The sequence below is a fragment of the Phocaeicola sp. RTP21198st1_B8_RTP21198_201120 genome (genome assembly GCF_040929485.1).
Classification (GTDB): domain Bacteria; phylum Bacteroidota; class Bacteroidia; order Bacteroidales; family Bacteroidaceae; genus Phocaeicola; species Phocaeicola dorei.
Genome location: NZ_JBCOCI010000001.1, coordinates 158181 through 184403 on the forward strand (window position 1 = coordinate 158181; position 26223 = coordinate 184403).

General features: G+C 42.1%; 19 protein-coding genes. 18 read left to right on the forward strand and 1 reads right to left on the reverse strand.

The window, feature by feature from the left end; genetic code table 11:
- The 7 genes from AB5935_RS00585 (at position 1) to fmt (ending at position 12524) form a co-directional block, all read left to right on the forward strand.
- Positions 1-3081: an efflux RND transporter permease subunit gene (locus AB5935_RS00585; protein WP_005842965.1), complete on the forward strand. Its 3081-nt coding sequence runs from the start codon at positions 1-3 to the stop codon at positions 3079-3081.
- Positions 3068-4552 (forward strand): TolC family protein, encoded by a 1485-nt coding sequence (locus AB5935_RS00590; protein ID WP_038610672.1) that lies wholly within the window; start codon positions 3068-3070, stop codon positions 4550-4552. Before AB5935_RS00585 ends, AB5935_RS00590 begins: the two co-directional genes overlap by 14 nt.
- A complete protein-coding gene (locus AB5935_RS00595) occupies positions 4552-7728 on the forward strand; it encodes an efflux RND transporter permease subunit (protein ID WP_038610670.1) in 3177 nt (1058 codons plus the stop codon). The genes AB5935_RS00590 and AB5935_RS00595 overlap by 1 nt, the downstream gene beginning before the upstream one ends.
- Before the next feature lie 89 nt (positions 7729-7817).
- On the forward strand, positions 7818-8981 hold the full coding sequence (nagA, locus tag AB5935_RS00600; protein ID WP_038610668.1) for an N-acetylglucosamine-6-phosphate deacetylase: 1164 nt from the start codon (positions 7818-7820) through the stop codon (positions 8979-8981).
- Between the two features lie 168 nt (positions 8982-9149).
- Complete coding sequence (locus AB5935_RS00605) at positions 9150-9725, forward strand: L-threonylcarbamoyladenylate synthase (protein ID WP_007839836.1); 576 nt, start codon at positions 9150-9152, stop codon at positions 9723-9725.
- 8 nt (positions 9726-9733) lie between these two features.
- On the forward strand, positions 9734-11536 hold the full coding sequence (locus AB5935_RS00610; protein ID WP_007831779.1) for a chloride channel protein: 1803 nt from the start codon (positions 9734-9736) through the stop codon (positions 11534-11536).
- 13 nt (positions 11537-11549) lie between these two features.
- The gene (gene fmt, locus AB5935_RS00615) at positions 11550-12524 is read left to right on the forward strand and encodes a methionyl-tRNA formyltransferase (protein WP_007831781.1); all 975 of its coding nucleotides are present in this window, start codon (positions 11550-11552) and stop codon (positions 12522-12524) included.
- Between the two features lie 145 nt (positions 12525-12669).
- On the opposite strand, the gene AB5935_RS00620 is transcribed toward fmt, so the two are convergent.
- Positions 12670-13452, reverse strand: coding sequence for a hypothetical protein (locus tag AB5935_RS00620; protein WP_007831784.1), 783 nt, complete (start codon positions 13450-13452; stop codon positions 12670-12672).
- A 157-nt stretch (positions 13453-13609) separates the two neighbouring features.
- Here AB5935_RS00620 and AB5935_RS00625 point away from each other — a divergent pair, with 157 nt between their 5' ends.
- The 11 genes from AB5935_RS00625 (at position 13610) to AB5935_RS00675 (ending at position 26193) form a co-directional block, all read left to right on the forward strand.
- Positions 13610-14152 carry an RNA polymerase sigma factor gene (locus AB5935_RS00625; RefSeq protein WP_007831787.1) on the forward strand — a complete coding sequence of 181 codons (543 nt, stop codon included), beginning with the start codon at positions 13610-13612 and terminating at the stop codon, positions 14150-14152.
- Between the two features lie 2 nt (positions 14153-14154).
- On the forward strand, positions 14155-15450 hold the full coding sequence (locus AB5935_RS00630; RefSeq protein WP_007831788.1) for an outer membrane beta-barrel protein: 1296 nt from the start codon (positions 14155-14157) through the stop codon (positions 15448-15450).
- Positions 15451-15525: 75 nt separating this feature from the next.
- Positions 15526-16179, forward strand: coding sequence for a ribulose-phosphate 3-epimerase (rpe, locus tag AB5935_RS00635; RefSeq protein ID WP_007831790.1), 654 nt, complete (start codon positions 15526-15528; stop codon positions 16177-16179).
- 46 nt (positions 16180-16225) lie between these two features.
- The gene (locus AB5935_RS00640; protein WP_007846147.1) at positions 16226-18145 is read left to right on the forward strand and encodes a ComEC/Rec2 family competence protein; all 1920 of its coding nucleotides are present in this window, start codon (positions 16226-16228) and stop codon (positions 18143-18145) included.
- A 49-nt stretch (positions 18146-18194) separates the two neighbouring features.
- Positions 18195-19235, forward strand: a complete 1041-nt coding sequence (locus AB5935_RS00645; protein ID WP_007853646.1) for a DHH family phosphoesterase — start codon at positions 18195-18197, stop codon at positions 19233-19235.
- An 82-nt stretch (positions 19236-19317) separates the two neighbouring features.
- Entirely contained in the window at positions 19318-19953 is a 636-nt protein-coding gene (locus tag AB5935_RS00650) for a DUF4827 domain-containing protein (RefSeq protein WP_007831794.1), read from the forward strand.
- A complete protein-coding gene (gene glmM / locus AB5935_RS00655; RefSeq protein WP_007839853.1) occupies positions 19950-21338 on the forward strand; it encodes a phosphoglucosamine mutase in 1389 nt (462 codons plus the stop codon). Before AB5935_RS00650 ends, glmM begins: the two co-directional genes overlap by 4 nt.
- Before the next feature lie 91 nt (positions 21339-21429).
- A complete protein-coding gene (locus AB5935_RS00660) occupies positions 21430-22221 on the forward strand; it encodes a glycoside hydrolase family 16 protein (protein WP_007831796.1) in 792 nt (263 codons plus the stop codon).
- A gap of 327 nt (positions 22222-22548) precedes the next feature.
- Positions 22549-24042 (forward strand): MFS transporter, encoded by a 1494-nt coding sequence (locus AB5935_RS00665; protein WP_008672108.1) that lies wholly within the window; start codon positions 22549-22551, stop codon positions 24040-24042.
- 39 nt (positions 24043-24081) lie between these two features.
- The gene (locus AB5935_RS00670; protein ID WP_007846152.1) at positions 24082-25209 is read left to right on the forward strand and encodes an endo-1,4-beta-xylanase; all 1128 of its coding nucleotides are present in this window, start codon (positions 24082-24084) and stop codon (positions 25207-25209) included.
- 12 nt (positions 25210-25221) lie between these two features.
- Positions 25222-26193, forward strand: a complete 972-nt coding sequence (locus AB5935_RS00675) for a glycoside hydrolase family 43 protein (RefSeq protein ID WP_007839855.1) — start codon at positions 25222-25224, stop codon at positions 26191-26193.
- The last annotated feature ends 30 nt before the right edge of the window (positions 26194-26223 follow it).

Sequence of the window (26223 nt, forward strand, 5' to 3'; positions counted from 1 at the left end):
ATGGTTAAGTTTTTATTACAACGTCCTATTGCGGTGCTGATGGCCTTTACCGCCTGCTTTATTGTTGGGTTGGTGACTTACTTCTCGCTGCCTGTATCTTTGCTGCCCGATATTGCCATACCGCAGATTACCATACAGGTGACGGGTGAGAATTCATCGGCACGGGAATTGGAGAATACGGTGGTTACCCCTGTGCGCAGGCAGTTGCTGCAAGTGGCCGGACTGAGAGAAATAAAAAGTGAAACTCGTGACGGGGCGGGCGTTATCCGTCTGGAATTTGATTTTGGTGTGAATACCGATCTGGCATTTATAGAGGTGAATGAGAAGATAGATGCCGCTATGAACAGTCTTCCCAAGGAAGTGACGCGTCCCAAGGCTATCAAAGCGAGTGCAACGGATATTCCTGTACTTTATGTCAATATGACTTTGAAAAACGACGGTGCTTATCAGGAAACCGACGAGCAACAATTTCTGGAGTTGTGCGAATTGGCGGAGAATGTGGTGAAACGCCGCATCGAACAGTTACCCGAAGTGGCTATGGCGGATATAACCGGAGTGCCCGGAAGGCTTTTGCAAATTGTTCCTGATAAAGATAAACTGGCCATGACGGGTATCAGTGTGGAGGATATAGAGAATACACTTTCCGCCAATAATGTAGAGCCGGGAAGCATGTTGGTGAGGGATGGTTATTATGAATATAATATTCGCATAGCTACCCTGCTTCGTACCCCGGAGGATGTGAAGAATATCTATATCCGCAAGGGGGAACGTATTATGCAGTTGAAAGAGCTCTGCAAAGTAGATATTGTTTCGCAAAAAGAGATGGGACGTTCCGTAGCCGGAGGAAAAAGGGCGGTAACGCTGGCCATTATCAAGCAGAGCGATGAAAATATGGATGTCATGAAAGAGAAGCTGAAAGAAACAACCGATTATTTTGCATCCCTGTATCCGGATATTGAGTTCAGCGTGAGCCGTAACCAGACGGAATTGCTGGACTACACCATTTCAAATTTACAGCAGAATCTTTCTTTGGGCTTTCTATTTATCTTTATTGTAGCTGTGCTGTTTCTGGGGGATGTCCGTTCACCGTTGATTATCGGCATCAGCATGGTTACTTCTATTGTAATCACATTCTTTTTCTTTTATTTCTGTCATGTGTCGCTGAATGTGATATCACTTTCGGGCTTGATTCTGGCAGTAGGTATGATGATAGACAGCGCCATTATTGTAACGGAAAATATTTCGCAGTATCGTGAACGGGGGTATTCTCTGAAACGTTCGTGTGCCGTGGGCACGACGGAAATGATTACACCGATGCTCAGTTCGTCCCTTACAACCATTGCGGTATTTGTGCCTTTGATATTTATGAGTGGCATAGCCGGAGCTATTTTTATGGATCAGGCTTTTTCTATCACGGTGGGATTGATGATATCTTATATTACGGGTATTATGTTGCTGCCCGTATTGTATCTGTTGTTTTATAAGGTCGGTATCCGCAGTAAGGGATTTCTTTCCAGACGTTTTGACAATCTGCTGAAAAATGAGTGGCTGGAAAGCTTTTATGATAAAGGGATTGACTGGGTGTTCTCACATAAAAAGCTTTGTGTGGCCGGCACGCTGGCAACCCTTCCACTGTGTGTGTTTCTTTTTTATGTAATGGAAAAAGAGCGTATGCCGCAGATTGACCAGAATGAACTGGTGGCAAGGATAGAGTGGAATGAGAATATCCATGTGGACGAGAACAACCGCCGGGTGGATGATTTAATGAAACAGGTGGACGACCGGGTAACGGAGCATGCTGCTTATGTGGGTATGCAGGATTATATATTGAACGGGGGCAGTGAACTTTCGTCTACCGAAGCGGAACTTTATTTCAAGACGGAAAAGCCATCCGGAATCTATTCATTGCAGGAATTATTAGAGAAGGAGATAAGAGAGAAATATCCGTTGGCTGTGGTTACTTTCTCACCTCCCGAAACAATCTTTGAAAAATTGTTTGTGACAGGAGAAGCGGATGTGGTAGCGGAACTCCATACGGCGAATAAGTCGCAGGCACCGGATGCGGAGCATTTGCAGCGGTTGGAAAAGGAAATTACGCGGGTGGCGGGTAATGTTCCGACGGGCATCGCTTTCCGGAATCAGATGAATCTGATAATCAATAAAGAAAAACTGTTGTTGTATAACGTATCATATGATGAATTGACGCGGGTGCTCCGCACGGCTTTCAAAGAAAACAAGGTTTCCGTTTTACGCTCTTATCAGCAATATCTGCCTATCAGTATTGCCGGAGAGGAAAAGAGTGTAAATAGTGTATTAAGTGAAACTTTGGTGCGGACGATGGCGGATGGTAACGGAGAGGTGAATCATATTCCTTTGAATAATCTGGTGACGGTAGTGCCCGCCGAAGATTTGAAGAGTATTACGGCGGGAAAGAACGGAGAATATATTCCTTTAAGTTTTTATGATGTGAAGGATGCACCGGAACTGATGCGGAATGTAAAAGAGGTGGTTAGTGAGGAAAAGGAATGGGAAGTGGATTTCTCGGGTAGTTTCTTTTCGAATGAAAAAATGATGGGGGAATTGACTGTGATTCTTTTTGTTTCTTTGTTGCTGATGTATTTTATCCTTTGCGCGCAATTCGAGAGTTTCCTGCAACCGCTGATTGTCTTGATGGAAATTCCTATTGATACGGCTTTTGCTTTGCTGGCATTATGGGTTTTCGGTCACACGTTGAATTTGATGTCTGCCATAGGCATTATCGTGACTTGTGGTATTGTGGTGAATGACTCTATTTTAAAAATGGATGCCATCAATGAATTACGGAAAGCGGGGATGCCTTTGGTGGAAGCCATTCATACAGCGGGCAGGCGCAGGTTGAGAGCGATTATCATGACTTCGCTGACAACTGTCTTTGCAATGGTTCCGTTGCTGTTTACCTCGGATATGGGGTCGGAGATGCAGAAGCCTTTGTCTATTGCCATGATTGGCTCTATGGTGGTGGGAACTTTGGTCAGCTTGTTTATCATTCCTTTAATATATTGGTTTATTTATAGAAAACATGACAAAAATGAAGTACATTAGCATATGGATGGTGGGGTGTATGCTGTTGTCTCTCGGAGCAAAGGCGCAGCAGGTGGTGAAGCTGGATTTGCAACGCACGATAGAGATTGCGAATGATAGTTCCTTGTCCGCTTTCAGATATCAGAATCTTTATTTGTCGGGATATTGGGAATATCGTACTTACAAGGCGAATCGTTTGCCAAGTCTTACATTGAATCTGACTCCGGCTAAATATTATCGCTATATCACCCAGCGTTATGATTCGAATGAGGATATGGATGTGTATCGTGAACAACAGATGTTCAGTGCATCAGGCGGATTGAGTATCAAACAGAATCTGGACTGGACGGGCGGTACTTTCTATATTGATTCGGAACTGGACTTTATGCGTAATTTCGGTGACTCAAAGTCTACACAATATTCCAGTATCCCTGTGCGTGTGGGATATCAACAGAGCCTGTTGGGATATAATGCTTTTCGTTGGGACCGGAAAATAGAGCCGCTGAAGTATGAAAAGGTGAAGAAACAATTCATTTATAACACGGAAATGGTTTCAGAAGAAGCAGTGACTTATTTCTTTGCGTTAGCTATGGCGCAGGCGGATTACCGCTTGGCGGAGGAGAATGTGGCGTCCAGTGATACCCTCTATAGCATCGGGCTCCAGCGTCATAAGATAGCAGCCATATCACGTGCCGATTTGCTGACATTGCAACTGGACAAAGTGAATGCGCATAATACGTTGCAGAATGCGCAGATTGCTTTGAAACGCGCTATGTTTTCATTGGCTTCCTTTCTGAATCTGGATAAGAATACCGTGATTGAACTGGATATACCGGGACGTCCCACAGGAAAGATGATTCCGGTAGATGATGCATTGATACGGGCCAAAGAGAATAACCCTACTTTTCTGGAACAACGGCAGAATGTGCTGGAAGCGGAACAGAATGTGGATAAGACAAAAAAAGAATCCCGTTTTAATGCCAGTTTTAATGCCAGTGTGGGTTTTAACCAAGTGGCGGATAAACTGGGAGATGCTTACAGGCATCCTTTGCAACAGGATTTGGTTTCTGTCAGTGTTTCCATTCCCTTGATTGACTGGGGGGTGAGAAAGGGTAAATATAATATGGCGAGAAATAATCTGAATGTGGTGAGGATTGCCGCCCGTCAGGAAGAACTGAGTGTGGAGGAAGAGGTGATTATGACGGTGAATGATTTTAACATTCAGCAGAGTTTGATTGCGAGTGCGGAGGAGGCTTTGGACCTTGCCGTAATGGCATACGAGCAGACACGACAACGTTTTATCATCGGAAAGGCGGATGTGAATAGTCTTACTCTTTCGTTGAACCGCCAGCAGGAAGCGCAGAAAAATTATATTTCGGCTTTGCAGAATTATTGGTTGAACTATTATAAGATACGTAAACTGACACTGCACGATTTTGAGTCCGGTTTTTCTCTGGCAGACAAGTTTGATTTTAATACAGGAATTTATTGATGAGTAACTCGCGTAACTTCTCCTCGTTTACCCTGATTGTGACATTTGTCTGTTTGTCACTGATAGGGGTGGTATTAGTACCGTTGTTGCCGGTTAAGCTGGCGCCTTCGCGTACCTTGCCCGGTCTGACTGTCTCTTTCAGTATGCCCGGCAATTCGTCACGGGTTATTGAGGCGGAGGTTACCAGTAAACTGGAGGCGATGATGGCCAGAGTGAAGGGGATCAGGAAGGTGAATTCTACTTCGGATAACGGAAGCGGCTCAATTTCTTTGGAATTGGACAAGCATGCGAATATTGACGTTACTCGTTTTGAAGTGTCTACCATCATCAGACAGACCTGGCCTCAGCTGCCCGAAGGGGTGAGTTATCCTCAAATCAGTACGAGACGTTCGGATGATAAGGCGTCCAGGCCTTTTATTACTTATACACTGAATGCTCCTGCCAATCCTATTTTGATTCAGCAGTATGCGGAAGAGAATATCAAGCCGGTATTGGGACAGTTGAAGGGAATTTATAAAGTGGAATTGAATGGAGCCACACCTATGGAGTGGCAGTTGGAGTATGACAGTGACCAGCTTTCACGTTTGGGAATCACACTGCAGGCTGTGCAACGGGCCATTAACCGCCATTATGAAAAAGAGTTTCTGGGGATCTGTTCTATTGAGAAAGGTGCGGAGGGTAGAGAGTGGATAAGATTGGTACGTACATCTACTGAAAAAGAAATGGAATTTGAACCGGGAGCCATTCAGCTGCAAGCCGAAGATGGAACGATGGTTACGCTGGATAAACTGATAAAGGTAAAGCATGTGGAAGAACGACCGCAAAGTTATTATCGGATAAACGGTCTGAACTCTGTTTACCTGTATGTCACTGCCGAGGAAACAGCCAACCAATTAAATTTAAGTGGGGAAGTGAAGCACCTTATGGGTGAGTTGCAACAGAAGATGCCTCCGGGATATGAGGTGCATATCAGTTATGATGCTACGGAATATATTCAAAAAGAATTGGATAAGATTTATTTTCGTACCGGACTGACTGTATTGATTCTATTGTTGTTTGTAGCGTTGATAACACGGAATCTGCGTTATCTGTTCCTGATTGTGACCAGTCTGGTGGTTAATATATCTGTTGCCGTCATTCTTTATTATACATTTGGTTTGGAAATGCAGCTTTATTCATTGGCGGGCATTACCATCTCATTGAATTTGGTGATCGATAATACGATAGTGATGACAGACCATATTCTGCATCGCCGCAATCTGAAAGCGTTTGTTTCTGTACTGGCAGCCACGCTGACTACTATCGGGGCATTGGTTATTATTTTCTTTTTGGATGAGAAGATACGTCTGAACTTGCAGGATTTTGCAGCGGTAGTCATTATCAATCTGGCAGTATCTTTGTTTGTTGCCTTATTCTTTGTTCCGTCTATGATTGATAAAATAGGTCTGGAGAAGAAAAAGAAAAGAAAAAGAAGACGTTTTTTGCTCAGACCTACTTTTATGAAACGGTTGACTGTCTATTTTACCCGTTTCTATCAGGGGTTGATTTATTATTTATGCCGCTTCAGGGTTATAGCTTGCCTGTTATTGCTGCTAGGGTTCGGTCTGCCTGTGTTTATGTTGCCCGAGAAGATGGAAGGAGAAGGTAAATGGGTGGAATATTATAATAAGGTATTTGATAATTCTACTTTTAAGGATAAGGTAAAGCCGGTAATCAACAAGGCTTTAGGTGGCAGTCTCCGTCTTTTTGCAGAAAAAGTATACGAGGGAAGTTATTTCAATCGAGATGAAGGTGAAGTGGTGCTTTCCGTTTATGCTACTTTGCCTAATGGCAGTACATTAGAGCAGATGAATGTGCTGATAAAGAGGATGGAAACTTATCTGAGCGATTTTAAGGAAATTAGGCAGTTTCAGACGTATATCTATAATGCGCGTCAGGCTAATATTCAGATTTATTTTACAAAAGAAAATCAGCGGAGCGGATTCCCGTATACTTTGAAAGCTAATATAATCAGTAAGGCACTGACTTTGGGAGGTGGTAGCTGGAGCGTATATGGTTTGCAAGATCAGGGATTCAGTAACGATGTGCGTGAGAGTGCCGGCAGTTTCCGTGTGAAACTGTATGGGTATAATTACGACGAACTTTCTTATTGGACGGAACGGCTGAAGGAGAAGTTGTTATTACACCGCCGTATCAAGGAAGTGACGGTAAATTCGGAGTTTTCTTGGTGGAAAGATGATTATAGTGAGTTTTATCTGGATTTGGACAAGCTGAGGATGGCGAAAGAGAATGTTACAGCCACGCAGCTGTTTACCGCTTTGCGCCCTGTATTCGGACGGGATATTTATTGTGGTAACGTGTTGTTTGATAATCAGACGGAACAACTGAAGCTTTCATCGCTCCAAGGGCAGCAATATGATGTATGGGGCTTGGTTAATATACCGTTTTTCATCAATGGCCGTTCTTATAAACTGGCCGATTTCGCTACAGTTCAGAAAGGACAGTCACCCCAGAAAGTTGCAAAAGAAAACCAACAATATCGTCTTTGCCTGCAATATGAATATATCGGTTCATCCGAACAAGGAAAAAAACTGTTGAAGAAGGACTTGGAGGAATTTAATAAGGTATTACCTATGGGATATACAGCCGAAAATGATCAGGATTATTGGTCATGGAATAAGAAAGATAACAAGCAATATGCATTATTGCTGATTGTGATTGCCATTATTTTCTTTACGACCGCTATTTTGTTTAATTCCTTGAAACAGCCTTTGGCTATTATTTTTGTCATTCCGATATCCTACATTGGCGTATTCCTTACATTCTATCTTTTCGGACTGAATTTTGATCAGGGCGGATTTGCTTCCTTTGTGTTACTGTGCGGCATTACAGTGAATGCCAGTATTTATATTCTAAATGAATATAATGCGATAAGAAAAAGATATTCTCTGTTATTACCGGCACGTGCTTTTACCAAAGCATGGAATTCGAAGATTCTGCCTATTTTTCTGACGGTTGTTTCTACTATTCTGGGGTTTATTCCTTTTATGGTGGGGGATGGAAAAGAGGCTTTCTGGTTTCCTTTGGCGGCAGGTACTATAGGCGGGTTAGTTATGTCTATACTTGGAATATTTTTGTTTCTGCCTATATTCTCATTGAAGAAACAAAAAAGATAATGAAGAATTTACTTTTCTTTCTCGATAGAAGTGTTTACTTTTGTTGTTACAAAAAGCATTAAATAAATATTATCTAATACTCGCTAATCATGTTAACTCAAATTATTAACGGCAAGATTTTTACTCCGCAAGGTTGGTTGGACGAAGGCTCTGTACTGATACGGGATAATAAAATACTGGAAGTGACTAACTGTGACCTGGCACTGATCGGTGCGAAACTGATTGATGCTAAAGGGATGTATATTGTACCCGGATATGTGTGTATGCATGCCCATGGCGGTGGTGGTCATGATTTTAATGAATGTACGGAAGAGGCGTTCCGTGCAGCGATAAAAGCCCATCAGAAGCATGGGGCGACCAGTATTTTCCCAACTTTGTCTTCTTCTCCTTTTTCTGAAATCCGTAAGGCGGTAACTGTGTGCGAAACTTTGATGAACGAGAAGGATAGTCCTGTCTTGGGGTTGCATGTAGAAGGCCCTTATCTGAATCCGAAAAGAGCAGGTGAGCAGTTTGCAGGGAAATTGAAGAATCCTGATAAAGAGGAATATACTTCTTTATTGGAAAGTACTGACTGCATCAAGCGTTGGGATGCTTCACCTGAACTTCCGGGTGCGTTGGAATTTGCCCGCTATTTGAAGTCAAAAGGAGTATTAGTGGCTGTGTCACATACAGAATCAGAATACGAGGGGATAAAAGCTGCGTTTGAAGCCGGGTTTACTCATACTGCCCATTTCTATAACGGCATGCCGGGATTCCATAAATGTCGTGAATATAAATACGAAGGGACAGTGGAAAGTGTTTATCTGACAGACGGAATGACTATCGAATTGATTGCTGACGGTATCCATTTACCTGCTACTATTCTTAGGCTGGCTTATAAATTGAAGGGAGTGGAAAAAACTTGTTTGGTTACAGATGCTTTGGCATATGCCGCTGCTGATGGAATGGAAATAACAGATCCTAATGTAATTATTGAGGATGGTGTGTGCAAAATGGCTGATCATTCTTCATTGGCAGGTAGTATAGCAACCATGGATATATTAGTACGAACAATGGTAAAAGCTGGTATTCCGCTGGCTGACGCCGTACGGATGGCTTCTGAAACTCCGGCACGAATTATGGGAGTGGATGACCGGAAGGGGGCATTGCAGAAAGATATGGATGCCGATGTGTTGATTTTGGATAGAGAACTGAATATCCGGGCGGCTTGGGCTATGGGCAGGCTGGTGGAGGATACGAATACTTTGTTTTAAAATAGAAGATAACGGGAGAATAAAAGTATCCTTATTGTTTGGACAAGATGCCTTGATTGTTTTCCGAAACAGTCAAGGCATCTTTTTTTCAAGTTTAACTCGTCATTATCAAGAGGATTTGCTACATTTGCAACTTGTTGAAATGAGAACCAAATAATAAAAAACGATATGAACGAAGATTTTAGAGAGGATTTGAAGAAAGCCTGTGAAGTGATGCAGAAGGGAGGAGTGATTCTTTATCCTACTGATACTATTTGGGGAATAGGTTGTGATGCAACTAATCCGAAGGCGGTAAAACGAGTTTATGATATAAAGAAGCGTGCTGATAGTAAAGCGATGCTTGTATTGGTGGACAGTACGGTAAAAGTAAATTTTTATGTTAGTGATGTACCTGCGGTAGCTTGGGATTTGATTGAGTTTGCCACAAAACCATTGACTATTATTTATGATGGGGCACGTAATCTGGCAGAGAATTTGCTGGCTGAGGATGGCAGTGTTGGTATTCGTGTTACGGCTGAGGAATTCTCCAAACAACTTTGTTTCCGATTTCGTAAAGCTATTGTGTCGACTTCTGCCAATATCAGCGGTCAGCCTTCACCTGCCAACTTCAGTGAAATCAGTGAAGAAGTAAAACAAGCTGTAGACTATATTGTGGAGTATAGACAAGATGAAGTGGGGCATCCCAAACCATCCAGCATTATCAAACTGGGTAAAGGGGGAGAAGTGAAGATTATTAGAGAGTAAAAAAAGGAATGGACGCAATTATAGATGAAAATAAGAAAAGTTGGTTACAGCGCTTTATCTTATGGCGCGAAAAGAAGATAAGAGAGAAACACTTTATTCTTATATTAAGTTTTCTTGCTGGTATTTTTACGGCATTGGCCGCGTGGTTTTTGAAGTTTCTAGTAGAATGGATCAAGGAATTTCTGACTGAAAATTTTGATTCTACAGGAGTCAACTGGTTGTATTTGGTGTATCCGGTTTTTGGAATCTTTCTTACCGGATTGTTCATTCGTTACATTGTGAAAGATGACATCAGTCATGGGGTGACGAAAATATTATATGCCATATCCCGTCGTCAAAGCCGCATCAAGCGGCATAATACATGGTCGTCTGTGATAGCTAGTGCCATTACTATCGGTTTTGGTGGTTCCGTAGGTGCAGAGGCTCCGATTGTGTTGACCGGATCGGCTATCGGTTCTAATTTGGGAAGTGTATTCAAGATGGAGCATAAAACTCTGATGCTGTTGGTGGGGTGTGGTGCGGCAGGTGCTGTGGCCGGTATTTTTAAGGCTCCTATTGCAGGCTTGGTTTTTACTTTGGAAGTCTTGATGATTGATTTGACGATGGCATCATTGTTGCCTCTTCTTGTTTCCTGTGTCACGGCAGCTACTGTTTCTTATATTCTTACCGGTCCTGATGCCATGTTCAAGTTCCATATGGATGAACCGTTTTTGATGGAGCGCATTCCTTCGGCAATTCTGTTAGGCATTGCGTGCGGATTGGTTTCTTTGTATTTTACGCGGGCTATGAATTCTGTGGAGAATATATTTCGTCGATATAATAATCCGTATATCAAGCTGGCTATAGGCGGTGCAATGCTGAGCATATTGATTTTCTTATTTCCTCCATTATATGGTGAAGGGTATGATACTATTAATTTATTGCTGAATGGCGTAACCAATCATGACTGGAATACAGTAATGAATAACTCTATCTTTTATGGGTTCGATAATTTGTTACTAGTCTATTTGGCCATGATTGTACTTTTCAAAGTCTTTGCTTCCAGTGCAACGAATGGCGGTGGTGGTTGTGGGGGTATTTTTGCTCCCAGTTTGTTCTTGGGGTGTATCACCGGGTTCATCTTCGCTCATTTTTGTAATGAACTGCATATAGGTCCTTATATTCCGGAGAAAAATTTTGCTTTGTTGGGAATGGCGGGATTGATGTCGGGAGTAATGCATGCTCCGCTGACAGGTATTTTTCTGATTGCAGAATTGACTGGTGGGTATGATTTGTTCCTTCCGCTGATGATGGTATCTGTCAGTTCTTATCTTACCATTATGATATTCGAGCCACATAGTATTTATTCTATGCGTTTGGCTAAGAAAGGTGAATTGATAACACATCATAAAGACAAGGCCGTATTGACTTTGATGAATATTGACAGTGTGGTTGAAACTGATTTTGAGAAAGTGCGTCCTGATATGGATTTAGGTGAAATGGTTAAAGTCATTTCGCAGGCTAAACGCAATTTGTTTCCGGTAGTGGATGTCAATGGAGAACTTTTGGGCATTGTGGTATTGGATGATATCCGTAATATTATGTTCCGTCAGGAATTATACCATCGTTTCAAGGTAGAAAAATTTATGATTTCTCCTCCGGCACGGATCAATGTTACTGATTCAATGGAAGAAGTGATGAAGAAGTTTGATGATACAAAGGCCTGGAACCTGCCTGTGATTGATGAAGAGGGAAAATACAAAGGGTTTGTTTCCAAGTCGAAAATATTTAATTCGTACCGGCAGGTATTGGTTGATTTCTCTGAAGATTAAATAATGTAAGTATATGGAAAAGAAAGATTTGCGGATCGTATATATGGGTACTCCCGATTTTGCGGTGGAGAGCCTGAAAAGATTGGTTGAAGGAGGCTACAATGTAGTAGGTGTGATAACTATGCCCGACAAACCGATGGGACGACATGGCAGTGTGCTACAACCTAGTCCGGTGAAAGAATATGCTGTTTCTCAAGGTCTGAGGGTACTTCAGCCGGAGAAATTGAAGGATGAGGCTTTTGTAGAGGAACTCCGGTCTTTACAAGCCGATTTACAAATTGTAGTTGCTTTCCGTATGCTTCCCGAAATAGTATGGAATATGCCGCGTTTGGGCACATTTAACTTGCATGCATCTTTATTACCTCAATATAGAGGAGCTGCTCCTATTAATTGGGCGGTGATAAACGGAGATACGGAAACTGGTATTACGACTTTCTTCTTGAAACATGAGATAGATACCGGTGAGATTATCCAGCAGGTGCGTGTTCCTATTGCTGATACGGATAATGTGGAAATAGTACATGATAAGCTGATGTATTTGGGGGGAGATTTGGTTTTGGAAACCGTGGATGCTATTTTGGATGGAAGTGTGAAACCTGTTCCTCAGGAAAATTTGATCCGGCAGGAAACGGAATTGCGCCCGGCGCCGAAAATATTTAAAGAGACCTGCCGTATAGACTGGAATAAAGGTGTGAAGCAGATTTATGACTTTATTCGTGGGCTATCTCCTTATCCGGCTGCATGGACCGAGCTTTGTGTGGCTGATGGAACACGTCAGGTTTTGAAAATATATGAAACGGAGAAAGTTTTTGTTTCCCATGAGATGAATATAGGCGATATCCGTACGGATATGAAGACTTATTTTCAGGTGGCTGTAAAAGATGGTTTTATTAATGTGCTTATTTTGCAGCTGGCAGGAAAGAAACGTATGAATGTGGCTGATTTTTTGAGAGGCTACAGAACTTCGGATAATAATAAGGTGGAATAAATGATACGTTAGTATGTGTGTTGCTGATGTATTAACGGTATAATCTTAGTACACTATAAGTCGGTATAAATGATAAAGGCTGTATCGAAAGATTTTCGGATACAGCCTTTTCGTTACAATAAGACAGACAAGGAGTTGTTAAGAATCATTTAATTTTTGTGTTGGATATATCTTTCTGTATGAACGGAAAGTTTGTAGATTTACTTTTATTATAACTTACTGTAACGGTTTCTTCGCCATTGTTAATGGTATTCATTTTTATTTTAAATCCTTGTAGCTTACCCTCTTTATATCCGGGAACATCCAATAAAGGGAAGGATACATAACCAGGACTCGGATATTCCTGTCTGTCACCTTCGGCATTGTGGCGTAATTCTACGGCCATATATCCGTTTGCGTCAGGAACGGTTCCTTCTGTGGCTACAAGGCTGATCCGATGTTTGATATTAGAGTTGAAACCTAATATTTGGAACATAAGGGTCAGGTGTGTCTTACCCATAATGGGAGTGATGAGGTTGATTCCATCATGTCCGTAAATATCTTCATCGTTTTCTTTTAGTGTATCCATTGGTTTGGTTAAGATCTTCTGCAAGTAATCTATAGAAATAAAAGGTCCTTTCTTACTTGCATCTCCGGTCGGATTGGCTGCATTTATATAGGTATAAAAAATACGTTGTCCCGGATTATTTGTTTCAAAACGTGTTAATTTATCGGGATTCACTACGTATGCGATTCCATCATTATCGCTTTCTATCACTGCTTCACCGGGTACTTCACTGGGAGTTACTACGGTTGCTAAAGCGGCGTTAAAAGGCATTTCTGCTTGTATGTCGTAGATGTCATCATCATAGTCATTCAGGCAAGACTGAGTAAATGGAATCAGCATTACCATAATTATTACAAGAACTGTCGCTTTATATTTTCTCATATTTTCTGTTTCTAGAATTGTTTCTATCGCTTAAATGCGAAGATAGTAAGTTTACTGCTTGTAAAAATGTTAAATCTGCTTAAGCAAAAATTTTATTCTTCCGGATGCAGTATTTTTGCAGTCTTATCATTTATTCAATAAAGAAGTGTCACAAACAATGAATGAAACAGAATTGGTGGAACGTTGCGGCAAGGGCGATAACCTTGCACGCAAGCAATTGTATGAGCGTTATGCCGGGCAATTGATGGCCATTTGTGTTCGTTATACAGGTGATAGGGAAGTGGCACAGGATGTCTTACATGATGGATTTTTGAATATATTTCGTTCATTCAGTCAATTTACTTATAAAGGAGAGGGGTCATTGAAAGCATGGCTGGCACGTATTATGGTAAATGAAGCACTGGGCTATCTTCGCAAGAAAGCTTCTACCAATCAGGAAGTGATAGTCGAAGAGTTACCCGATGTGATAGATGGAGATGAGGATGATTTTGAGCAAATACCCCAATCTGTTTTAATGCAATTCATTAAAGAACTTCCGGATGGATATAGAACGGTCTTTAATTTATATGTATTAGAAGAAAAGGGACATAAGGAGATTGCTGAAATGCTAGGAATTACAGAACATACTTCATCGTCTCAATTATATAGAGCCAAAACCTTATTAATGAAAAAAATAAATGATTATAGAAAGAGGATATAGGAATGAAAGAAAAAGATAAATGGATAAAAAATTTCCGCACTCGGATGGAAGGCTATTCGGAACCGGCTCCTGCTGATCTTTGGGAACAGTTGGAAAAGGAGCTGGATACGGTTCCGAAAGTAATTCCGATGTGGCGCCGCTGGCAGGCTGCAGCAGCTGTTGCTTTGTTAGTGGTTGTGTCTTCATTGACTGTATGGTTTTGGCAGTCACCTTCAGCAAACTATTTGGAGCAACAATCGGCAGGGTTGAATGTAATGCACGAACCCGATGAGTTGGTGCCGGGATCAATCACTCCTGAGCAACCTATGGCCTTGGTAGTTCCTGCTGCCCGTTCTGAGGAAAAGAAACATGTAAAAGTTGTTCGGTCTGTTACGGCAAAGGCGTTAGCCGCCGAACAGGAGGTTTTGCTAAATAAAGAGGTAGAAGAGATACAGATAGAGGAAAATTATATTGAAGAGCAAAAAGAGGAATCTGTTATAGTGGAACAAAAACAACAGAAACAGGCCGGCAGATCTTCCTATTCGGCTGCCAAAACGAATTACGCTTATGTGGCTCCTCATAGAAAGAAGGACAGAAACTGGTCGATAGGACTTTCTACCGGTAATGGAACCTTTTCATCCTCGACTAGTATGGATGGATATTTGCCTTTGCCTAATGGTGCAAGGAACGCAACAATGAATAGTGCTTATGGAGTGGAAACAAGGGCTGAAATTGATAAGCTGGTTCAGTTCAATAACTTGTCGGAAGGACAGAATGCGCAGTCTGATATAAAATATCGTATGCCTGTTACTTTTGGAGCTTCCCTTCGTTTTGATTTAAGTGATGATTGGGCTGTAGAAACTGGGGTGACTTATACCCAGCTTTCATCCGAAACACGTTCGGGAACTCAAAAAAACAATTATGGCTGGGAAGAGAAACTGCATTATGTGGGTATTCCTTTGAAAGTGAACCGGAATATATGGAGTAACAAGCGGTTTGAAGTGTATGCTTCGGCAGGTGGAGCGGTAGAAAAATGTGTATCTGGAAAGCGAAGCATTATCGGCAGTGTTTCTACATCAAATGCAGGAAAAGATGAACAATTTTCGGGAGGGGAAGAAGATGTCAAAGTGAAACCTTTGCAATGGTCTTTGTCCGCAGCGGCAGGTGCGCAGTTTAAGATTACAGAGAAATTGGGTATTTATGCGGAGCCGGGAGTTGTTTATTACTTTGATGACGGCAGTAATGTAAATACGATTCGCAAAGAACATCCTTTTAATTTTAATATACAGTTGGGTGTGCGGTTTACTTTGCCGAAATAAAATGAATTTTTTCACTGTTCTTATATAAAATATGGTTATCTTTGTTCTGTATAAAAAGAATAAGAACAGTGAACCATGAATAGACCTCTGATATCCCCTTCTTTATTGTCTGCCAATTTTGCTAATCTACAGGCAGACATAGAACAAATAAATCGTAGTGATGCCGACTGGTTGCATATTGATATAATGGATGGTGTGTTTGTACCGAATATTTCTTTTGGTTTTCCTGTATTGAAATATGTAGCCGAGTTGTGTGAAAAACCTTTGGATGTACATTTGATGATTGTTAATCCCGAGAAATTCATTAAAGAAGTGAAAGATTTGGGAACAATGATGATGAATGTGCATTATGAAGCTTGTGTACATTTGCATAGAGTGGTGCAACAAATAAAGGATGCCGGAATGAAAGCGGCTGTCACATTGAATCCGTCTACTCCTGTGGCTATGTTGGTCGATATTATCCGTGACGTGGATATGGTATTGCTGATGAGTGTGAATCCCGGTTTTGGTGGTCAGAAATTTATTGTACATACCCTGGATAAGGTGAGGGAATTACGTGAGTTGATAACGAATACAGGTTCGCAGGCATTGATAGAGGTTGACGGGGGAGTGAACCTGGAAACCGGCAGACAGCTTGTAGAGGTTGGAGCGGACGTGCTGGTGGCAGGAAATGCTGTGTTCAAAGCTCCTGATATGTCAGACATGATACATCGGTTGAAATCTCTTTGAACTTAAAACCAAAGTGCGAAATATAGCGGCTGTAAAGCCTTGTTCCATGTTCCGGTTGACTATACCTCTAGTCGCCGGAATTTTTGTATCCGATCATTTTTTTCAAGGCGCCTTGCCTGTGCTTGTTTCTGGCACGGGAATATTGGGGTGCTTGATTGGCTTGATTGTATTGGTGAAATGGCAAGGCTACCTTTCCCGATGGTTATTTGGAGGCATGGTTTTTATGTTTCTATTTTGTGTAGGGGCATTGTTGCTACAGCAAAAATGGCAACGGGTGGACTATGAATGGTCATCAGGGAAGAATATGTATCAAGGGGTGATAGTGGATGTTCCACAAGAAAAGGCAAAAACATATCTCTGTAAATTGCGGATAGATAAAGAAATGTCTGAGAGGGGGATAGTTCCTGTTAATCGCATGATACTAGTCTATATTATGAAAGATAGTCTTTCTGTAAATTTACGATGTGGAGACCATTTGAACTTTTATACACGTATCTCGACTCCTGAAAGAGAGGTGATTCCGGGAGAATTTGATTATGCGGCTTATCTTTTCAGACAGCAAATTAGCGGAACGGCCGTAATCTTTCCGGGGTATTGGCAATGGACAGGCAAGAAATCGGCATTGACATGGAAACAGCGGACAGGTGTATGGAGAGAGAAAATACTGAACAGTTATCGGAAGTGGGGATTCTCGGGAGATGAATTTGCCGTATTGTCGGCTTTGACTGTTGGCTATAAAGAGGAACTGAGTGAGGATTTACGTGAAACTTATCAAGTGGCGGGAGTGAGCCATATCTTGGCTTTGTCAGGAATGCATATAGCTGTTTTGTGGGGATTATTGTGTTGGATATTGCGTCCGCTGGATAGAAGTTGCCTGCTGCGATGGGTAAAGTGTGGCATTATTGTGTTGTTGTTATGGACATTTGCTTTTTTAGTGGGCTTGCCTCCCTCGGTTATACGGGCGGTGGTAATGTGTATGTTAATGACAGTGGCACGTGCGGCAGGAGAACGGACTTTGTCATTGAATACTTTGGCTATAGCGGCATTCTTTATGCTGCTTTATAATCCTTTTTATCTTTTTGATACCGGGTTCCAGCTATCATTTCTGGCTGTATTTTCAATTTTGTTTATTTATCCTGTCATTTTTCGGTGCTGGCGGGTGCATCACCCTGTACCTCGTTATATTTGGGGGATAGTGGTGGTTTCGCTGGCGGCACAGTTAGGGACAGCTCCTGTGGTTATTTATAAATTCGCTTATTTTCCTGTTTGTTTTTTACCGGCCAATTTGATAGTGGCACCTTTAGTATTTGTTATAATTTATGGATCGGTAGCAAGTTTTGTGTTGTCTCCTTTTACGGTATTGCATATATGGGTGGTAAAAGGATTGAACGGGGTGTTGTGGTTGCTGAATAACAGTATGCAATGGGTGGGGGATTTGCCTATATCACATTCCGGCGATATACATTTGTCTTTGTTTCAGGTTGGTATTCTTTATGTATTATTATTTGTGTTATTATCTTATCTGTTATCTCCTTCACGGAAATTGTTGATTACTGTTTTGTGTGGAATCAATTTTTTTATAGGATTTTCAGGTTGTCTATATTATATGAAAGAGGAGTCTTTTCAGTTAACCCTGGCTCATTCGCAAGTAAAAGTTTGTCCTCAAAAAGATGTTTGGCAACAGGATAGCATTTATCATTATAAAGGTCTGAATATATGTGTTTTGGTTGATAACCGCTGGCGGAGCAGATCGGTTGATTGTTTGTTGGATATTGATTATATGTACTTGTGTAAAGGTTTTAAAGGAAAAATTGCCCCATTACAAAAAATATTTAAAATTAGGAAGGTCATACTGGATGCTTCGCTCGGTGGGTATAGATTGAATTTGTTAAAGGACGAGTGTAGAGGTTTGGGATTGGATTATATTGATATATCTCCGAAAGGTTCTTACCGTATTCTTCTGTGAATAAAGAATTAATTTGTAAATTTGCCATTTCAAAAGAAAAAGATTGAATATGTTATCAAAAGTAATTGCACAGGCTAATATAGACCATGCCGAAAAATGGTTTGAAAGAGCTGATAAAATAGTTATTGTTACCCATGTGTCACCGGATGGTGATGCCATTGGCTCCTCATTAGGATTATGGCATTTTTTAGAATCACAGGAAAAAACGGTGAATGTCATTGTTCCCAATGCTTTTCCGGATTTTTTGAGATGGATGCCGGGAGCCAAGGATATAATCCGGTACGATAAATATACTGAATTTGCCAATAAGCTGCTGAATGAGGCAGATGTGATCTGTTGTCTGGATTTCAATGCTTTGTCTCGTATTGATGCGATGGCGGATGCTGTGGCTCAGTCGCCGGCACGTAAAATGATGATTGACCATCATCTTAATCCGGAAGCCTTTTGTAAAATCATTATTTCTCATCCTGAAATATCTTCTACATCGGAATTGGTTTTCCGGTTGATATGCCGTCTGGGGTATTTTGAGGATATCACCAAAGAAGGTGCTGAATGTATTTATACGGGGATGATGACCGATACAGGTGGCTTTACTTATAATTCTAATGACCGTGAAATTTATTTCATTATTAGTGAACTGCTTTCAAAAGGCATTGATAAGGATGAGATTTATCGTAAAGTTTATAATACATATTCTGAGGGACGTTTACGCCTGATGGGATATGTGCTGTACGACAAGATGCAAGTATTCCCTCAGTTCAATTCGGCATTGATTTGGCTGACAAAAGAGGAACAAAGTAAATTCCAGTATGTAAAAGGAGATACGGAAGGGTTTGTGAATATTCCGCTTTCCATAAAGAATATTATTTTCTCCGTATTCTTGCGTGAGGATACGGAAAAGAATATGATAAAGGTATCTCTGCGTTCTGTAGGTACTTTCCCTTGTAATAAAGTGGCTGCCGAATTTTTTAATGGAGGTGGTCATTTGAATGCATCCGGTGGTGAGTTTTATGGTACAATGGATGAAGCTATCGATCTGTTTAAACAGGCTTTGGTGAAATACGAGGAACTGCTTCTGGCAAAAAAATAGTTATTTTAGTATAATTGCATACAAACAATATAAAAGTTAGGGGCTTATTTATTAATTTTGCCCGAAAATAACAGAACTTAGAATGAAGAAATTAGGTATATTGTTCGCATCTGTGTTTCTTTTAGGGCTGGTCTTCCAGTCTTGCAATAATGGAAAGACCTATGCTGAAATGAAAGAAGAAGAGAGAGAAGCTATCAAACGATTTATTGAACGGGAAGATATCAATGTGATCAGCTTTGAACAGTTTCAGGAACAGGATTCTACAACCAATGTGGATGAAAACCAGTTTGTCCTTTTCTCGGAAACAGGTGTTTATATGCAGATTGTGGCAGAAGGAAATGGTGAGCGTTTGAAAGACGGTCGCTATGAGATTTTGGCCCGGTATGTGGAGGAACAGATTACTTCGGATGGAATAGATTCTTTGTCTTGGAATACAGACTATGGGAATTCTCAAATGGTTTATCCGGATGCTATGATGCTGACAAAAAGTGGAAAATCTTTTTCAGCTACATTCACCTCCGGTATAATGTATACAGTTTGGGGGACACCTTACGTACCTTCAGGATGGTTGATTCCATTCAATTACATAAAGGTCGGCAGAGAGATTTCCGGTCGTTCTAAGGTCAGACTGATTGTACCTCACAGTGAAGGACAATCTGACGCTTCTGCTTCTGTCTATCCTTGTTACTATGAAATAACTTATCAATTAGCACGATGACATTAATTAAATCAATATCCGGAATTCGTGGAACCATTGGAGGACACGTGGGGGAAGGTTTGAACCCGCTGGATATAGTGAAATTTACATCAGCTTATGCAACGCTGATACGTAAAACAACTACAGTAAAGAGCAATAAAATTGTAGTAGGACGTGACGCACGTATCTCCGGCGAAATGGTGAAGAACGTGGTATGCGGTACTTTAATGGGAATGGGATTTGATGTGGTGAATATCGGACTGGCATCTACACCGACTACAGAATTGGCTGTAACCATGGAAGGAGCGTGTGGTGGTATTATTTTGACTGCCAGCCACAATCCCAGACAATGGAACGCTTTAAAGTTGCTGAATGAGCATGGAGAATTTCTGAATAAAGAAGAAGGAAATGAAGTGCTGCGTATAGCAGAAGCGGAAGCGTTTGAATTTGCCGATATCGACCACATCGGAAGTTATCGCGAAGACAATACCTACAATCAGAAACATATAGATAGTGTTTTGGCTTTGAAATTGGTAGACGTGGATGCTATCCGTAAGGCCAATTTCCGTGTAGCTATAGATTGCGTTAATTCAGTTGGCGGTATTATTCTTCCTGAATTGTTGGAACGATTGGGAGTGAAGCATGTAGAAAAGCTCTATTGTGAAGCGACCGGTGATTTTCAGCATAATCCGGAACCCTTGGAAAAGAACCTGGGGGATATTATGGGGTTGATGGCCAAAGGCGGTTGTGACGTGGCTTTTGTTGTAGACCCGGATGTTGACCGTCTGGCTATGATCTGTGAGGATGGAAAAATGTATGGCGAAGAATATACATTGGTGACCGTGGCAGACTATGTATTGAAACATACTCCCGGAAATACCGTTTCTAACTTGAGTTCTACCCGTGCTTTGCGCGATGTAACCCGTAAATATGGTTGCGAATACAATGCTTCGGCTGTAGGGGAAGTGAATGTGGTTACCAAGATGAAAGCGACTCATGCAGTGATTGGAGGTGAAGGAAATGGTGGAGTAATCTATCCTGAAAGCCATTACGGACGTGATGCATTGGTGGGAATTGCTTTATTCCTGAGCCATTTGGCACACGAAGGGAAGAAAGTCAGTGAACTGCGTGCTACTTATCCTCCTTATTTCATTGCCAAGAATCGCATTGATCTGACTCCGGAAACGGATGTGGACGCTATTTTGGCCAAAATAAAGGAACTGTATAAGGATGAAGAGATAAACGACATAGACGGTGTGAAAATCGATTTCCCAGACAAGTGGGTACATTTGCGTAAGAGTAATACTGAACCTATTATCCGTGTTTATTCTGAGGCTGCAACCATGGAAGCGGCAGATGAAATAGGCCAGAAGATAATGGATGTGGTTTATAGCTTGGCGAAATAAATACATTATTAATAGATAAATTAGCCGTATTGAATGAGATTATATTTCGTTTGATACGGCATTGTTTTTTTATCAGATAGAAATAAATACTATGAGAAAAAGCCTTTTATTTGTTTGGGCCTGTATGGGGCTGGTTTGTTTGGTGAGTGCTTGTAAGACATCGGTTAAAAGTAAAGAATGGAAGCTGGTATGGGTGGAGAATTTTGATCAAAAAAACAGTTTTGACGAATCGGTATGGACTAAGATACCTCGCGGAACATCCGATTGGAACAACTATATGTCTTATTATGATTCATGTTATGCTATGCAGGATGGAAATCTGATACTTCGTGGAATAGCCAATCATACTCAAAAAAATGATACGGCTCCTTATCTGACGGGAGGTGTCTATACCAAAGGAAAGAAATTGTTTACAGGGGGAAGAGTGGAGATACGTGCTAAATTGCAAGCCGCTAAGGGGGCATGGCCGGCTATATGGATGCTTCCCGAAAAAGCGGAGTGGCCCAAAGGAGGTGAGATTGATATTATGGAACGGTTGAATCATGATCGTATTGCTTATCAGACTACCCATTCTTACTATACACATGTCTTAGGTATAAAGGATAATCCGCCTCACGGAGGTATTAATAAGATAAATCCTGAGGAATACAATATCTATTCGGTAGATATTTATCCGGATAGCCTGGTGTTTGCTGTCAATCATCGTCATACCTATACTTATCCGCGCATTGATACGGACAAGGAAGGGCAGTTCCCTTTCTATCAACCTTACTATTTATTGATAGATATGCAGTTGGGCGGTTCATGGGTTGGCGCTGTGGACCCGAAAGAATTACCTGTGGAAATGTGGGTGGACTGGGTGAAGTATTACGAGAAACGCTGAATGCTGTTTGTCGGGAAACGGGGGGCTGTTCAATGTTGAACAGCCCCCCGTTATGTTTAATTATAAGGTAAATAGGCCTGGATGTAACATCATCAAAGAAAAATGTTACAGGCGGAGCACGTCTGTTCTGCCTGTAAAGATGCGTGTATCATTGTGATTACAGGAATCATAAAGCTTTGTGTACTTTTGTTTCGTCTGGAATAAGATTCTAAAGATTGGAGCAGGGACAACATTTTGTTTAGCTCATTTTTGTTTTCAATAGGCATAAAGTAATTCCAGCCAATGGATGGAATTACTTTTTATGGAAGATATTTTAATGTAATAACCATGAATACACAAAGTCAAAAAGTTTCGATGGCCGAGAAAATCGGTTACAGCCTGGGGGATTGCTCGGCTAATCTGGTCTTCCAGATGATGATGATTTATCAGACAAAGTTTTATACGGACATATTCGGTCTGGAAGGTGCCATTGCCGGTACGGTGATGTTGGTGGCGCGTATCACGGATGCCTTTGTCGATCCTACAGTGGGGTTATTGAGTGACCGCACCAAGACACGTTTCGGGAAATATCGTCCGTGGGTGCTTTGGACTGCGTTGCCTTTCATGGTTTTCTATGTGTTGGCTTTCTATAATCCGGGCATTGAAGATAAAGGGCTGGTAGCATTGTATGCTACGCTGTCTTATACCTTGCTGATGAGCCTTTATTCTTTTAACAATACGCCGTATGCTTCTTTGGGCGGAGTGATGTCCGGTGATATAAAGGAACGTACCAGTATCACTTCCATTCGTTTTGTGGCGGCTACCATTGCCCAGTTTGTGGTGCAGGGACTTACGCTCCCTTTGGTAAGCAAGTTTTCGGATGGTGGAGACAAAGCGCATGGCTGGTTATGTACCATCTCTTTGTTCGCTTGTATCGGGTTCGTTTTTCTGGTCATTACTTTCTTTTCAACTCGTGAGCGCATAGAGCCGCCTGCCAGTCAAAAGACAGATACGCGTCAGGATATAAAGGATGTGTTTGGAAGCGTTCCTTGGCGGGCTATGTTCATACTTACGCTTTTCATTTTTATTACGCTTGCCATGTGGGGTAGTGCCATGAACTATTATTTTGAGAATTATGTGGATGCCGGAGCATTGTATGCCTTTCTTGACCGTCTGGGACTGGTGGCAATGGAAACGGATGGCAGCGCGGGGTATGCTGTGTTGAATGCTTTCGGGCTGGTAGTCAATTCTTCCGATAAGGCATACGAGGTAGGATTTGGAGTGTTTAATATGTTGGGAGCACTTGTCCAGTTCTTTGGGGTGATTCTTTTGTCCGGCTTTTTGGCAAATCGTTATGGTAAGAAACGCGTTTTTATCGTTTGCCTCTCACTTACGGCCATTTTTACAGCTTTGTTCTATTTCCCGGGAAAAGCGGATGTGGAAACGATGTTTGTACTGAATTTCCTGAAGAGTTTGGCATACGCGCCGACTGTACCTTTGTTGTGGGCGATGATTGCGGATGTAGCCGACTATTCAGAATATAAAAATTACCGTCGCGCCACAGGCTTTGTGTTTGCTGGTGTAGTTTTTGCCTTGAAGGCCGGGCTGGGTATCGGTGGGGCCATCCTGGGGTTTCTGCTTTCAGGATTTGGGTATGTGTCCGGTATCGGGGCAGAGCAAAGCGGTACGGCTATAAGGGGGATTGTACTTTCCTCCAGTCTGATTCCGGCTATGATATTTGGAATGGGAGTAGCTGCCTTATGCTTCTATCCTATTACAAAAAAATACAACGAACAGATGCAGGCGGAACTTGCTGACCGTCGCAGTAAGGCCGGTTATTAATGAAAAAAAACAAGTTATTTACCTTAAAAACTTTGTAATATGAAAATAAGATATGTAACATTATTGGCTGCCATTGCCGGATTAATGGCCGCTTGCGGCAATGACCGGAAGGCCGGTATGCAGCCGGATCCTTCGCTGAAGGAAGCAGCTTCGGGCAAGTTTCTGATGGGGGTAGCGTTGAATGTACGTCAGGCAGCAGGTCAGGATACTTGCGCCTCGAAAGTGGTAAAACGTCATTTTAATTCCATTGTGGCCGAGAATTGCATGAAATGCGAAGTGATTCATCCGGAGGAAGACCATTTTGATTTTACGGAAGCGGACCGGTTGGTTCGTTTTGGCGAGGAGAACGATATGGCTGTTATCGGGCATTGCCTTATCTGGCATTCACAGCTGGCACCTTGGTTCTGTGTGGACGAACAAGGAAAAACAGTAAGTGCCGACATCTTGAAGGAGCGTATAAAAAAACATATCCAGACTATTGTGACGCACTATAAAGGGCGTATAAAGGGCTGGGATGTGTTGAATGAAGCCATTGAATCGGACGGCTCCTGGCGTAAATCTCCTTTTTACGAGATATTAGGCGAAGAGTACATCCCGCTTATTTTTCAGTATGCTCATGAGGTAGATCCGGAAGCCGAACTTTACTATAATGATTATGGCATGGACGGGAAGGCTAAGCGTGACAAAGTAGTCGAATTGGTAAAGATGCTGAAAGACCGTGGACTGCGCATCGACGCGGTAGGTATGCAGGGACACATGGGAATGGATTATCCGTCAGTGTCCGAATTTGAAGCCAGTATACTGGCATTTGCAGCTGCCGGAGTAAAGGTGATGGTAACCGAATGGGATATGAGTGCATTGCCCACGACACGGATGGGAGCCAATATTTCGGACACGGTGTCTTATAAACAATCCCTGAATCCCTATCCCGACGGTTTGCCCGACTCTGTGTCTGTGGCATGGAATAACCGGATGAAGGAATTTTTCGGTCTTTTCCTGAAACATTCGAATATCATTACCCGTGTGACGGCGTGGGGGGTGACGGACGGTGACTCATGGAAGAATAATTTCCCTGTGCCCGGACGTGTGGATTATCCTTTATTGTTCGACCGTGATTGCCGGCCGAAACCTTTTGTGGAAGAACTGATTGGAAAACAGAACATTTAATAACGTAACGATATGGAAAAGAAATTCAGATACTTGGTGCCTGGAGACTATATGGCAGATCCTGCCGTACATGTTTTTGACGGAAAGCTTTACATTTATCCTTCTCATGACCGCGAGAGCGGAGTGGAGGAGAATGACAATGGTGATCATTTTGACATGTGTGACTATCATGTCTTTTCTACAGAAGATGTGATGAACGGAACAGTGACCGATCACGGAGTCGTACTGAAAGTTTCGGATATCCCTTGGGCCGGGCGTCAGTTGTGGGATTGTGATGTGGCTCGTAAAAACGGGAACTATTATATGTATTTTCCATTGAAAGACCGGAACGACATCTTCCGTATCGGCGTGGCGGTGAGCGATTGCCCCGAAGGGCCGTTCATTCCCCAGCCCGATCCCATGCGTGGAAGCTACAGTATAGATCCGGCGGTATTTGATGATGGTAATGGGAACTATTATATGTATTTCGGCGGTTTATGGGGCGGGCAGCTTCAGCGTTATCGCAACAACAAGGCATTGGAGTGTGCGGCTTTTCCGGCTGATGGTGAACCGGCTTTGCCTTCACGTGTGGTGAAACTTTCGGACGATATGCTTCAGTTTGCCGAAGAGCCGCGGCCTTTGGTTATTCTGGATGAACACGGATATCCGTTGACTGCCGGTGACAATGCGCGCCGCTTTTTCGAGGCTTCATGGATGCACAAGTATAACGGGAAATATTATTTTTCTTATTCTACGGGAGACACTCATCTGCTTTGCTATGCCACAGGAGATAATCCGTATGGTCCGTTCACTTATCAAGGGGTTATTTTGCAGCCTGTGGTAGGTTGGACTACTCATCATGCCATTGTAGAATACAAAGGAAAATGGTATCTGTTTCACCACGATTGTGTCCCTTCGGGGGGAACCACTTGGTTGCGCAGCCTGAAGGTGTGCGAATTGGAGTACGATGCGGAAGGGAAAATAAAGACCATAGAATCTGTCTAAAAATAAATCAGTGATACATCATCCGGACAG